Genomic DNA, 13,004 nt, shown 5'->3' on the forward strand with positions numbered 1-13,004 from the left:
AGGAGAGAGCAGGGATGAAAGGCAGGGTTATCAAGAAGGCGGCACTGGGGATCGCGCTGGGCGCGTGTATCGCCACGATGGCACCGCTGGCGATGGCGCAGAGCGCCACCGGCGCGGTCGCGGGGCGTGCGAATGCGGGCGACCAGATCACCATCGTCAATACCGCGACAGGTGCGACGCGCACGGTCACCGTGGAAGGCAATGGCAGCTACCGACTGACCCAGCTGCCGATCGGCGACTACAGCCTGCAGGTCAAGCGCGATGGCGCCAACGTCGGCGACGCCGTCGGGGTCAATGTCTCGCTGGGCGGCACGACCACGGTGAACCTGGGCGCCGACGGTGGCGTGGTGAACCTCAACGCGGTGCAGGTAGTGGGGTCGCGCGTCGTCAATCGCGTGGACGTGCGCTCGACGGAGTCGGCGACCAACATCAATCGGGAAGAACTGGCCAAGCTGCCGGTCGATCAGAGCCTCAGCGCCGTCGCCCTCCTGGCTCCCGGCGTGGTCAATTCAGGCGCCACGTTCGGGGGGCTTTCGTTCGGCGGCTCCTCTGTCGCGGAGAACGCCGTCTACATCAACGGTCTCAACGTTACGGACCCTTACCGTCGGCAGGGCTTTTCGTCGGTTCCTTTCGCCTTCTACCAGGAGTTCCAGGTCAAGACGGGTGGCTATTCGGCCGAGTTCGGCCGTAGCACGGGTGGCGTCATCAACGCCGTGACGCGCTCGGGCAGCAATGAGTTCCACGCAGGCGCAGAAGTCACGCTGGAGCCGTCAGCCTGGGAATCCTCGAAGGAAGATCACTTCCACCGCGACGGAACTTTGGATGAGCGCAATCGCACCAGTCGCGACAAGAGTTCGTTCTATAAGGCGAATGTCTGGGCGTCGGGTGCCATCGTGCAGGACAAGCTGTTCTTCTTTGCCATGTACGAGAAGCGCGACAGCAACCCGCAGGATTTCGATACCAACGACGCTTTCCTCACGAAAAGCGACAACGATTTCTGGGGCGCAAAGCTCGACTGGCGAATCAACGACGACCATCTGTTGGAACTCCTGGCGTTCTCCGACAAGAGTGAATCGACGACCGGCATCTACAAGTACACCTGGGCCACTGGTTCAAAGGATCGATTGAAGGGCGACAGTGTGTCCGGTTCGGGGGGTGACAACTGGTCGCTGACCTACACCGGCCACTTCACCGACAATTTCACTGCCAAGGCAATGTACGGCGTCAACAAACGCAGTGCGGCAAATAGCAGCAATCAGGATCCCGACTGCAGCATTGTCACCCGATCGGGCAGCTACACGACCCGCTTCGGGCTTGAGGGAACGCCCGAGGGCTGCCATCCCACCGACACCAGCATCGGCCAGCGCGAGGACAAGCGTGAAGCTGCGCGCCTGGACTTTGAATGGTCACTCGGCAACCACCTGCTGCGCTTCGGCCTTGATCAGGAGATCATGGATTCCAACAGCGCGGTGCGTTACCCCAACGATGGAGTGAGCTATCAGGTGCAGGCCGCCAATGGGGGGGCCTCGCTAAACGGGACCATCATCCCGGCGGGTACCACCGCGATCGTCGACGCACGGCGCTATATCACCGGCACGCCCGTCACGACCGAGGCGCAAGCGGTCTACATCGAAGACAACTGGAGCGTGACGCCCAACCTGTTGCTCAACCTGGGGGTGCGCGCCGACAAGTTCCACAACAAGTACGCCTCCGGCGTGACGTTCGCAAAGGCGGACTTCTCCGACATGATCGCGCCACGCGTCGGTTTCAGCTGGGACATGAAGGGCGACGGCTCGACCAAGCTCTTCGGCAATGCGGGACGCTATTACTTGCCGTTGACCAACAAGCTTGCCGACTACTTCGCTGGCAGCACCGATGAGCATACGTACTACGTGCTCGATGGCTGGCGTCAACTGGAGCACCCGGTGGCTGGAACCTACCTGCTTCCCATCCTGGGGCAGCAAATCGGCCCGGTGAACACGTCGAACAATGTGCCGGCTCCCGAGGACTTCCGTACGGCGGTCGCGAAAGACCTGAAGATGGTCTTCCAGGACGAGTTCATCCTCGGTTTCCAGCAGGCGATCAACCCCGCCTGGTCGTATGGCGTCAACGCGACGTACCGTCGCATGACGCGCGCGGTGGAGGATGCGCGCATCAATCATGTCGAAGGATGCCCGTGGTACTCCGGCGACTGGCCGATCATCAACCCGGGTGAAACCACGACGTTGTGGTGCCCCACGACGGATGACTGGGTGACATTCGACTCGTCGAGAGACGGCTATATCGCCTCCGGCAGCGGCGCGATCATGGGTTACAAGAAGCCCAAGCGCACCTACAAGGCCGTCGAGTTCCAGCTGGACCGTGCCTGGGACGACAAATGGGCCTTCAATGCCAGCTACTTGTGGTCCAAATCCGAGGGCAACATCGAAGGGCCGGTGAATTCGGACACCGGTTATGCCGATACCAACCTGGTCCAGTACTACGATCATCCCGCCGTCAATGAGCGCTACGGCGTGCTGTTCAACGATTCGCGACATCAGATCAAGCTCAGGGGCAGCTACAAGTTCAACGAGCAATGGTCGTTCGGCAGTACGTTCTCCGCGCGCTCCGGCGGGCCGATCACGGCTTACGGCGTGGTGTGGCCGAACGACAATCGCGCTGCGGGCGGGCCTGGCGAGTTCAGTGGAGGTGGCTCTGGCTGGCTGTGCGTCGCCAACTGTTCCACCTGGGCAACGCGCCAGCTGGTCTATTCCGAACGTGGCGCGTTCGGTCGCATGCCGTGGGTCTACGACCTGGGTGCGAATGTCACGTGGACGTTGCCTGTGGACGGCATCGATCTCAAGGCGCGCCTCTCGGTCTACAACCTACTCAACCGGCAGACCGTCATCAATGTCCATTCCCGCTACGAAAGTACGCCCGGGACACCGATGCCGCACTTCGGCCAGGGTACCGTCTGGCAATCCCCGCGCTATACGCAACTCGTGGTGACCTGGAATTTCTGATTGCGCGGCGTATGCGGTCGGCGCGTTTTTTCTCCGGTGGCCTGCCGTTCGCGGCAGGCCTTTCTTTTCTCCCGCCATCGACGTTGCGTGAAGTCATCCGTGCTATTCCTGCGTGCGGCTGCTCCCCCGAGGTATCCATCATGACCAAGTCCGTTCCTTCCGCCTGCCGGTCGATGCTCCTTGCATCGCTGATCCTCATCCTTGGCGCTTGTGCGCACACTGCGCCCCGCAATCCACTCGCCACCTGGGTGCCATCGAAGAACTTCGATGAGCGGCGCCCGGTCGTCATCGTGTTGCATTACACCGAACAGGAGTCGGTGGAGCAGTCGCTGGACACGCTGCGCAGCCGCAACAGCGGGGGGCGCGTCAGTTCCCACTATCTCGTCGGCAAGGACGGCAAGGTCTACCAGCTGGTCAGCGATTCGCAGCGCGCATGGCATGCCGGCGCCGGACGTTGGGGCGCGATCACCGACGTCAACAACGCATCGATCGGCATCGAGATCGACAACAACGGCAAGAGTCCGTTTCCCGATGCGCAGGTGGACAGCCTGATCGTGTTGCTGCGCGACCTGACGCAGCGCCTGCGCATTCCGCCGTCGCAGATCATCGGCCATTCCGACCTGGCCCCGACGCGCAAGATCGATCCGGGTCCCCTGTTCCCCTGGAAGCGATTGGCCGAGGCCGGGTTCGGCATCTGGCCGGCCGGTGATGCGGTCGAGCCGCCGCCCGGCTTCGATCCGTGGCTGGCCCTTCAGGCGATCGGCTACTCCGTCGACAATCGCGCCGATACCGTCCGGGCGTTTCACCATCGCTTCCGTGGCATGGAAGGCACCGAGCTAGATGCGGAGGACCTGCGCATCCTTCACGCGCTGACAAGCCCAGCGGCCGTGACGCCGTGATGGGCAGGAATATTCAAGTCGATTTTTTTGCGGCGCAAGAATAATTTATTGACTGCGGTCAAGCTGCGTGCTACACCGCCATCACAGGGGTTTTACCGGCAGGGGTGCCGGTGTCGTCCGTTTCATCTGCAAGCTGTGGTGCGCATCCGGGATGGGATGCGCTGCAAGGCGCGAATGGGGAGCCATCCGGGCCGGGATCGAAGATCGATAGCGACGCCGCCGACCGGGGCGAATGCGTCGGACTCCCGGAACGGCGCGTCGGGCGCATCGCAGTCCACCACATCGATCGCGCGCACTGCGCGGTCCAGACATCCAGAGGAGATCCGCATGCCCGCTCGCCGTCGTTCGTTCAAGCCCACCCATCTCGCCACCGCCATCCTGTTGGGCTTGGCCATCCCGGGCGTCGTGCTCGCGCAGGAGGAAGCGTCACCGGCCAGTGGTGCGCGCACGCTGGACACCGTGACCGTCACCGGTTCGCGCATCAAGCGTACGGACGTGGAAGCGGCACTGCCGATCACGATCATCCAGAAAGCGGAGATCGAGGCGCAGGGCATCACGTCGGCGGAGCAGTTGCTGCAGTTCCTCAACATCGCCAGTAACGGTTCGGACAGCCTGGCCTCCAACGCCGGCATCGCGCCTGCCGACCTGCGCGGCAACAACGGCGTATCGGGCGCCAACCTGCGCGGCCAGGGCGCCGATGCAACGCTGGTGCTGTTGAACGGCCGCCGCGTCGCCACCCACGGCCTGCGCGGCCAGGCGGTGGACCTCAACTCCATTCCGTTCGCTGCCATCGACCGCGTCGAAGTCCTGCGCGACGGTGCCTCGGCGGTCTACGGTACCGATGCCATCGGTGGCGTCATCAACTTCATCACCCGCAGCGACTACCGGGGCATCACCGTCAATGCCGGCTTCGACATGACGCAGGAGGGGGGCGGCAACGTCTTCACCTACAGCATCCTGGGTGGTGCGGGCGACCTGGATGCGGATCGCTGGAACGTGTGGGGTACGTTGAACTACCGGGAGAATGAGATTCTCCTGGGTACCGACCGTGATTTCTCCAATACATTCCAGCTCGACCGTGGCCTTTCGCCGGATACGCGGGGCACGCCGTTCGCCACCGTGTCCAACATTGCCGGCGGCATGATCACTGGCACGCTGGTCAATCCTGCCGGCGGTCCCAACCAGGCCCTCGTGAACATCCTCAACCTGCCCGGCGGGCCGGGCTGCGAGGCCGGCGGCGACATGATGGGGCCGTACGCCTATCAGCTGTGGGGTGTCGCGAATTCCCGTTACGCCTGTGCATGGGACTATCCGGCTGCGCAGGTCATGCAGCAGCCGCAGGAGAGCCTCCAGGCGCTGGGTCGTGCCACCTTCAAGATCAGCGACAACCATCGCATCTACGCTGAAGTCATGGGGTCGCGGACGGAATCCAACCGTCAGTTCGAAGCGCAGCAGATCACGTCCAGCGCGACCGTCGCGGCCACGACCCTTGATCCGAGCACCTGGTATCCGCTGAACGACTACACGCGCGACACCTACAACATGGTCTACAACGCGCTGGCCAGTTATTTTGGCCCGGCGAATCTCGTATACGGCAATCGCATCGCGTACCGGTGGCGTTGCGAGGTGTGTGGACCGCGCCAGATCGAGACGACCACCAAGGCCTACCGCCTGCTGGCCGGCGTTGAAGGCAGCCTCGGCAGCTGGGACTACGATGTGGGTATTTCTCGTGCCTCCAGTGAATCGGAGTCGGTGCTCGGCAGCGGCTACTACTTCACTCCGGCCTTCAAGGCGGTCCTGGGGAGCGGCTTGTTGAACCCGTTCCTGATGCCGGGCCAGTCGCAGCGTCCCGAGGGCGTGGCCGCCCTGCAGGCCGCTTCGGCCGCTGGCGTCCGCCTCTACGGCGGCGAGTCCACGGTGACCACGCTGGACGCCGCGTTCTCCGGTGGGCTTGGTTTCAATCTCTGGGGCGGTGAGGTGATGGCGGCCGTCGGTATCGACCTGCGCCGCGAAGAGTTCGAGTTCGGCTCGGTACAAGACGGCATCATATTGGACAACAGATACATCTTCGGTGCGCCGTTCGATGCGGCCAACAACATGCCCAAGGTGCAGCGTGACGTGAAGGCCGTCTACACCGAGGCGTTCCTGCCGATCGTCGACAGCCTGGAACTCAGCCTTGCCGTCCGTCGCGATGATTACGATGGCTTCGGCGCGACCATCAATCCGAAGTACTCGTTCAAGTGGCAGCCGATCGACGCGCTGGCGTTCCGCGGTGCCTACAGCACGGGCTTCAAGGTGCCCGAGTTCACCAAGCTGTTCAGCGGCGTGACCGAGAGTCCCTATACCGGCTTCGACCTGGCTGACCCGGCGAGGTGTCCTGGCGGTGCCGCCAATCCGGCCGTGCCCGGTTGCGAGGCGATCCAGCCGGACATCCTGACCGGCGGCAAGGCGGATCTGAAGCCCGAAGAGTCCGAACAGAAGAGCTTCGGCCTGGTGTTTGCGCCGACCGATAACTTCAACGTCAGTCTGGACTGGTGGGAGATCGAGCGCACCAACACGATTCGCACGCCCAACCAGGCCACGTTGATCGCCAACTATGACCTGTTCACGGCCAACTGGATCCGCAATGGGGCTGGCGAAGTGATCGCGATCGACCGCCGCTTCATCAATTCCGGCGGCACGCTGATCAGTGGTGTGGAGATCGATGCCAACCTTCGCGGCGAGCTGGCCGGCGGCACCTGGCGCGTCAACCTCAATGGCAGCTACATCGACAGCTTCCAGGAAAAGGCGCTGGAAACGTCGCCTTATGGCAAAAACCTCGTAGGCAAGTACGTCCGTTACTACAGCCTGCCGCTGAAGTGGAAGCACACGCTTGGTTTCAGCTGGGCCAAGGGCGACTGGGCACACACGCTGACGCAGATCTACCGCGACGGCTACAAGGACGAACTGCCGGTCAGCGTTGCCAACGGCAGCTACATTCCGGAGAACTGGAACCCGGATGTCGACGAATACATCACCTATAACTACAGCGTCAGCTGGACGGGGCTGGAGAACGCCAAGTTCACCTTCGTCATGCGCAATGTGCTCAATGAGGATCCGCCGTTCACGGCGCACCAGAACGACTTCGCGTCCGGTGCGGCATGGGAGCCTCGCGTCGCCGATCCGCGCGGCCGTTCGTTCGCGCTGATGGTCGAGTACAAGTTCGACTGACCCGATCCGCCAGCGGATCGCCCGGGGTCAGGGCCGTCGCCGGTATTCGGCGGCGGCCCTCCTGCTTGCAGGCGCCCGCGCCTGCCGCCACGCAGCCCACCGAGGCATGCCATGAAGCGTCTTCTTGTCCTGCTTGCGTTGTCGTCGTCTGCTGCGCATGCAGCCCCCGATAGCGCCACGTTCGACGCGGCCGTACAGCAGGCGTTCGACCGGTATCGACTGCCCGGCATGGCGGTCGGGATCATCCGTGATGGCGAGGTGGTGTACACGCGCACGCTGGGTGAACTGGAAAGCGGCAGCGGCGAGAAGATCGACAACGACACGCTGTTCAAGATCGCCTCCAACAGCAAGGCGATGACGGCCGGCGTGCTCGCGCGCCTGGTCGATGCCGGCAAGCTGAAGTGGGACGACCCGGTCACGAAGTACCTGCCGCAGTTCCGCATGCACGACCCGTGGGTTACGCAGCAGATGCAGGTGCGCGACCTGCTGATCCACAACAGCGGCCTGGGCCTGGGCGCGGGAGACCTGATGCTGTGGCCGGAACCCAACCGGTTCACCCGCGACGACATCATCGCCGGCCTCCAGCACCTCAAGCCGACGCACAGCTTCCGCGCCACGTACGCCTACGACAACCTGCTGTACGTCGTGGCCGGCGAGGTCGCGGCAGCGGCGGGCGATGCATCGTACGAGGAACTGGTGAAGCGGCAGCTGTTCCAGCCGCTGGGCCTGTCGCGCTGCCAGGTAGGCGAGTGGAATCGTGCCGATGTCGGCAACGTGGCGCAGCCGCACATGCGCACGCCACAAGGCAACCGCGTCATCCGCGAAGACGAAGAGATCGTCCCCAACGTCACGTCCATGGCGGCCGGCGGCATCCGCTGCAGCCTCGACGACATGCTGACGTGGATGCGCATGTGGCTGTCGCCGGACGCGACGCCCGCATGGCTGTCGCCGGCGCAGCGCAAGGCGGTGTGGACGCCGCACATGCCGATGCCGGTCGGCGCACGCATGCGCACCTGGGACAACAGCCATTTCTCCGCCTACGGTTACGGCTGGCGGCTGTCGGACGTGGACGGGGCGTGGAAAGTCGCGCATACCGGCACGCTGGCCGGCATGTATTCGTCGGTCATCCTGTTGCCGGACCAGCGCACCGGCATCGTCATCCTGATCAATGGCGAAGGTGAAGCGGCGCGCACGGTGCTGGGCCAGGTGCTGACCAAGCACTTCACCGCGCCACAGTCCTCGCCCACCGTGGCGTACTACGCAGACCTGCTGGACCAGGAGCGCGCCGGTGAGCGCGCAGCCAGGCCCAAGCCGGATACCCGGCATCGCAAGACCGCCAGCGCGCGATCGCTGGCGGCATGGACCGGTCACTACCGCGATCCGTGGTTCGGCGATGTGACGCTGTGTCCGCAGGGCGATCGCGTGCGCTTCGTGGCCGTGCGCTCGCCGATGCTGGCGGGTACGGTCATGCGCGTCGATGAACGCTGGCTGGTGGACTGGGACGACGACAGCGTGGACGCGGAACCGTGGCTGCACTTCGCCATGGCGCCGGCAGGTGGCGACGCCGGACTTACACTGTCGCATGTCGATCCGGACGCCGACTTCAGCTACGACTATGCCGATCTCGATTTCCACCGCACGCAGGCGTGCCGCTGACATGCGCGGCGCGTGGCTGCTGCTGGCCTGTGCGTTGCCATGGCTGGGTGCCTGTGCCTCCTCGCCGGGCGTGAAGGTCTCGCCCGCGCAGGATGCGGCCGAGGTGGATCTGGTCGATGCGGCCGCGGTCGTTCCCGGCCTGCGGCAGGAGATCCGCTATGCCGGCGGCAACAACTTCGTCGGAACACCCGTCACCGGTTACGAAGCGCCCAGGTGCCTGCTGCTGGCGCCCGTCGCGCAGGCGCTCGCGCGCGTACAGCAGGATGTGCAGCGCGAAGGCCTGTCGCTGAAGGTGTTCGACTGCTATCGCCCGGTGCGCGCGGTGCAGCACTTCGTCCGCTGGGCGCACGACCCCGCCGACCGGCGCACCAAGTCCGCCTACTACCCGAACCTGGAGAAGGCGAGCCTGCTGGATGGTTACATCGCGGAAACCTCCGGGCACAGCCGTGGCGCGACGCTCGACCTGACGCTGGTGCGCTGCGACGGCGAAGCGTGCGTCGAACTCGACATGGGGACGCCGTTCGATTTCTTCGATCCGCGCGCCAACACGGCGCATCCGTCGATCACCGACGAACAGCGGCGCCATCGTGCGCAACTGGTGCAGGCCATGGCACGGCATGGCTTCCAGAACTATGCAATGGAATGGTGGCACTTCACCTTCCGTCCCGAACCTACCCCCCGTACCGCCTACGACGTCCCGATCCGATGAGTCCTTCCCCTTCTTCCCCCTCGCTGCATACGGCCGATGTCGCAGTGATCGGCAGCGGCATCGTCGGCCTGTCGACCGCACACCACCTGATGGATCGCGGGCTGTCCTGCCTCCTGATCGACGCCAAGGGTCCGGCGGGCGAAACCTCGTTCGGCAATGCGGGGTCCATTTCGGTCGGCAACGTGATGCCGCAGTCCACGCCCGGCATCGTCACCAAGGCGCTGCGCATGCTCGCCAACCCGCTGGCGCCGCTGAAGCTGGACTGGGGCGTCAGCCCGTCCTACGCGCGCTGGCTGCTGCAGTTCCTCAACCAGGGCCGGCTGCAGCACGTGTTGCCGATCATCGATGCGCTGGGCGCGATCAATACCGCCTCGCGTGGTGCGTGGCTGGACCTGGGCGAACGGATCGGTGCGAGCGAGCTGATCGCCCACACCGGCTACCTGCATGTCTACAGCGAAGACGCGACGTTCGCGAAGGGTGAGTGGGAGCGCGGTCTGATGCGCGAACGCGGCGTGGCATTCGACGTACTCGACGCCGTGCAGTTGCGCGAGCTGGAACCCGGCATCGGTGCAGGCTTCCAGCGCGCCGTGTTCCAGCGCGAATCGCTGGCGATGCGCGATCCGGGCGACTTCTGCCGGAGGTTGTTCGATGATCTCCGTGCGCGAGGCGCGACATCGCTGATCGCCAGCGCGTCGGGCATCGTGCGTCACGGCGAAGGCTACCGTGTCGATACCGACCACGGTCCCGTACATGCCGGCCGCGTGGTCGTGGCCGCCGGTGCGTGGAGCAATGCGCTACTGCGGCCGTTCGGCCTGAAGATCCCGGTGATCCCGGCGCGCGGCTACCACCTGATGTATCCGCAGACGCAGGCCGTGGTGCAGCGCCCGACGCTGTGGGCCGAGCGCTACATGGTGGTGTCGCCGATGCAGGCGGGCATCCGCATGACCAGCATCAAGGAACTCACCGCACTCGACCGCGATCCGCACTACGCGCTGATCCATCGGCTCGATCCGGAGGCGCGCAAGCTGTTTCCGGGCATCCGTGGCGAACCGGTCTCGGAGTGGGCCGGCAACCGCCCGTGCACACCGGACTCGCTGCCGATCATCGACCGCGTGCCGGGCGAGGGCATCTTCGTGGCGACGGGCCATGGGCATCTGGGGCTGACGCAGGGGCCGGTGACGGGGAAATTGATCGACCAGATGATGGCGGGCGACCGGCCGGAGATTCCGCTGGCGCCGTACGCATTGGCGCGGTTCGGTTAACCGGGTTCCAGCGTCTGTAGGAGCGACGTGAATCGCGACTTCGGATCGTCAGACCTACGGATCCAGATCGAAGGGATTGATGCCGGGGTTCGCCGGAGCGCTTTTGCCTGATGTGGGTGCATCGGCAGCCCACGCGTACGGTCGCGACTCACGTCGCTCCTACAGAACAGCAGAAGACTACGCGCCGCCGACGAATCCGGCCTGGCGCCACGCCTCGAACACCACCACGGCGACCGTGTTGGACAGGTTGAGGCTGCGGTTGTTCGGGCGCATCGGCAGGCGCAGGCGCTGGTCTTCGGGCACACCGTCCAGCACCTCCTGCGGAAGGCCGCGTGTTTCGGGGCCGAACAGGAAGGCATCGCCCGACTGGTAGGCGGGCTGGTCGTGGCGGACCGTGCCACGCGTGCTAAGGGCGAACAGGCGGGCGGGACGGATGCGCTGCAGGGCCGCATCGAGCGAGGCGTGGACCTGCAGCGTGGCGTATTCGTGGTAATCCAGGCCGGCGCGCTTGAGCTGCTTGTCTTCCAATGCGAACCCGAGCGGTTCGATCAGGTGCAGCCGCGCGCCGGTGTTCGCGCAGAGGCGGATGGCGTTGCCGGTATTCGGGGGAATTTCCGGCTGGTACAGCAGGACGTCGATGTCCAGGGTGTCGGTCATGGCGCGCATTCTACGCGGCGCTGCATGGCCTCACGGGTGGGTGTTGCGGTGGAACTCCGGCCGCAGCCGGCTTGCACGATGACGCAGGTGGAGCGTGTATCGCCTGCGACTCAGCGCGAAGCCAGCTGGCCGGCCAGCACGCCCGCCTGTACCGCGATCTGCTGCACATCCTCGGCCGACGGACGCACGGTGACCACCGGCATGTCGACGATGCGGACCGCCTGCTGGGCGACAAACTGGGCCAGGTCCTCGGCCGCCGGTGTCACGGTGATCGTGGCCAGGTCGACGATCTTGATGTCCTTGTAGGTGTGGTAGTGGGCCAGATCCGCGGCATCCGGGGTCACCGTGACGGTCGGCAGGTCGACGATGCGAGCGGCCTGGGCGACGCCGTTGTGATTGTTGTCGGCGTGGGTGGCGGAGACGACCATGGCGCCGGCGCACAGGGCGAACACGACGGCGGCGGTCAGGGGGAGGAGGTTCTTGGCGTTCATTGTCATGCCTCTGTAGTGATGTTGTTGGGTGGTGTGGTAGTAATGTAGTACACCTAGACGGAGCGATCAAGCAAAACGTTTCGTTTTGGTGGGATTGTTCAGGTTTCAGTCAGGTTCGTCTGGTGCTGCGCGTTCTTGTTCTTGGTGACGCAGAAACCATGCCAAACGTAAATCGTTGATCCATCAATGGTTCTTCTTGCTTCCTGCGTGTCCGCTGTCCGGGCCGAACGTCCGTCCCGGTGTCCGTCTGCCTGGATCAAGACGGCCGGTGATGTTCGTTGTGACGGCGAACACGCTGCTTCGCCCCACGTCCGGTCATTCCAGCGCGTACGTGTTTGGATGCGGTTCAACCCGGAAGCGTTGCGCGGACGGCGGATGGGCGCAGCCAGCGTTCAGTTTCACCAGGGCAGCGACCCGCCCTGCCAGTCGAGGAAGCGACCACTATCCCCGGGCGTGAGGTGGTCGATCACGTGCAGCAGTCCGGCGGCGGATTCCTCCACCGACAACGCGGCGTTCTCGCCGCCCATGTCGGTGCGCACCCAGCCGGGATGCAGCGCGACGACCTTGATGCCGCGTGGGGCCAAGGCCTGCGACAGCAGGGAGGTCGCCATGTTCTGCGCGGCCTTGCCGATGGCGTAGCTGGGCGTGCGGAACTCCTGCCGCAGCGCGATCGAACCGATCTCGGACGAGATGTTCGCCACCACCGCGCCGTCCGCCAGCTGCGGCGCGAGCGCCTGCGCCAGCAGGAACGGACCCGCGGCATGGGTATGGAAGCTGGCGTCCAGATCCTCGGCGGCGACGTGGCCGAAGCGTTCGCCGCCACGGAGCACGCCGGCGTTGTTGATGAGCAGGTGCAACGGTGCTTCATCGGCAACCAGGGGCAGTGCGTGCAGCAACGCATCGCGGCTGCGGGCATCGGCCACGTCCAGCGGCAGCACGTGCAGGCGGCCCGGGTGCTCGCCGGCCAGCCGGTTGAGTGCCGTCGCCTTGCCGGGGTGGCGGCAGGTCGCCACCACATGCCATTGGCGGGCCAGCAGCTGGAGGGCCAGTTGCAGTCCCAGGCCGCGATTGGCCCCGGTCACCAGGCAGTGCTTGCGGTCCATGTCGCCTCCAGGAGG

The 13,004-nt window shown here is 64.9% G+C and carries 9 protein-coding genes; 6 read left to right on the forward strand and 3 right to left on the reverse strand.

Features of this window, described 5'->3' with window-relative positions; genetic code table 11:
- Window positions 1-14: 14 nt before the first annotated feature.
- The 6 genes from V7060_RS06535 (at window position 15) to V7060_RS06560 (ending at window position 10,738) form a co-directional block, all read left to right on the forward strand.
- Entirely contained in the window at window positions 15-3,002 is a 2,988-nt protein-coding gene (locus tag V7060_RS06535) for a TonB-dependent receptor (RefSeq protein WP_334178440.1), read from the forward strand.
- Between the two features lie 140 nt (window positions 3,003-3,142).
- Window positions 3,143-3,901, forward strand: a complete 759-nt coding sequence (locus V7060_RS06540; RefSeq protein WP_334178441.1) for an N-acetylmuramoyl-L-alanine amidase — start codon at window positions 3,143-3,145, stop codon at window positions 3,899-3,901.
- Window positions 3,902-4,228: 327 nt separating this feature from the next.
- On the forward strand, window positions 4,229-7,111 hold the full coding sequence (locus tag V7060_RS06545; protein WP_334178442.1) for a TonB-dependent receptor: 2,883 nt from the start codon (window positions 4,229-4,231) through the stop codon (window positions 7,109-7,111).
- 111 nt (window positions 7,112-7,222) lie between these two features.
- The gene (locus tag V7060_RS06550; RefSeq protein ID WP_334178443.1) at window positions 7,223-8,767 is read left to right on the forward strand and encodes a serine hydrolase; all 1,545 of its coding nucleotides are present in this window, start codon (window positions 7,223-7,225) and stop codon (window positions 8,765-8,767) included.
- Between the two features lies 1 nt (window position 8,768).
- The gene (locus V7060_RS06555; RefSeq protein WP_334178444.1) at window positions 8,769-9,476 is read left to right on the forward strand and encodes a M15 family metallopeptidase; all 708 of its coding nucleotides are present in this window, start codon (window positions 8,769-8,771) and stop codon (window positions 9,474-9,476) included.
- Window positions 9,473-10,738 carry an FAD-dependent oxidoreductase gene (locus V7060_RS06560; protein ID WP_334178445.1) on the forward strand — a complete coding sequence of 422 codons (1,266 nt, stop codon included), beginning with the start codon at window positions 9,473-9,475 and terminating at the stop codon, window positions 10,736-10,738. Before V7060_RS06555 ends, V7060_RS06560 begins: the two co-directional genes overlap by 4 nt.
- A 177-nt stretch (window positions 10,739-10,915) precedes the next feature.
- On the opposite strand, the gene trmL is transcribed toward V7060_RS06560, so the two are convergent.
- The 3 genes from trmL to V7060_RS06575 form a co-directional block, all read right to left on the reverse strand.
- Window positions 10,916-11,395 carry a tRNA (uridine(34)/cytosine(34)/5-carboxymethylaminomethyluridine(34)-2'-O)-methyltransferase TrmL gene (trmL, locus tag V7060_RS06565; RefSeq protein ID WP_334178446.1) on the reverse strand — a complete coding sequence of 160 codons (480 nt, stop codon included), beginning with the start codon at window positions 11,393-11,395 and terminating at the stop codon, window positions 10,916-10,918.
- Window positions 11,396-11,505: 110 nt separating this feature from the next.
- Entirely contained in the window at window positions 11,506-11,886 is a 381-nt protein-coding gene (locus V7060_RS06570) for a hypothetical protein (protein WP_334178447.1), read from the reverse strand.
- A gap of 398 nt (window positions 11,887-12,284) precedes the next feature.
- Window positions 12,285-12,989 (reverse strand): SDR family oxidoreductase, encoded by a 705-nt coding sequence (locus V7060_RS06575; protein WP_334178448.1) that lies wholly within the window; start codon window positions 12,987-12,989, stop codon window positions 12,285-12,287.
- Window positions 12,990-13,004 lie beyond the last annotated feature (15 nt).

It is taken from the genome of Pseudoxanthomonas sp. (assembly GCF_036845285.1).
Classification (GTDB): domain Bacteria; phylum Pseudomonadota; class Gammaproteobacteria; order Xanthomonadales; family Xanthomonadaceae; genus Pseudoxanthomonas_A.

What these genes read in the sequence shown, in the direction of transcription:
- V7060_RS06555 (WP_334178444.1), top strand. Translation starts at nt 8,769, where the DNA reads ATGCGCGGCGCGTGGCTGCTGCTGGCCTGTGCGTTGCCATGGCTGGGT.
- V7060_RS06535 (WP_334178440.1), top strand. Translation starts at nt 15, where the DNA reads ATGAAAGGCAGGGTTATCAAGAAGGCGGCACTGGGGATCGCGCTGGGC.
- V7060_RS06570 (WP_334178447.1), bottom strand. Translation starts at nt 11,886, where the DNA reads ATGAACGCCAAGAACCTCCTCCCCCTGACCGCCGCCGTCGTGTTCGCC.
- V7060_RS06545 (WP_334178442.1), top strand. Translation starts at nt 4,229, where the DNA reads ATGCCCGCTCGCCGTCGTTCGTTCAAGCCCACCCATCTCGCCACCGCC.
- trmL (WP_334178446.1), bottom strand. Translation starts at nt 11,395, where the DNA reads ATGACCGACACCCTGGACATCGACGTCCTGCTGTACCAGCCGGAAATT.
- V7060_RS06540 (WP_334178441.1), top strand. Translation starts at nt 3,143, where the DNA reads ATGACCAAGTCCGTTCCTTCCGCCTGCCGGTCGATGCTCCTTGCATCG.
- V7060_RS06550 (WP_334178443.1), top strand. Translation starts at nt 7,223, where the DNA reads ATGAAGCGTCTTCTTGTCCTGCTTGCGTTGTCGTCGTCTGCTGCGCAT.
- V7060_RS06560 (WP_334178445.1), top strand. Translation starts at nt 9,473, where the DNA reads ATGAGTCCTTCCCCTTCTTCCCCCTCGCTGCATACGGCCGATGTCGCA.
- V7060_RS06575 (WP_334178448.1), bottom strand. Translation starts at nt 12,989, where the DNA reads ATGGACCGCAAGCACTGCCTGGTGACCGGGGCCAATCGCGGCCTGGGA.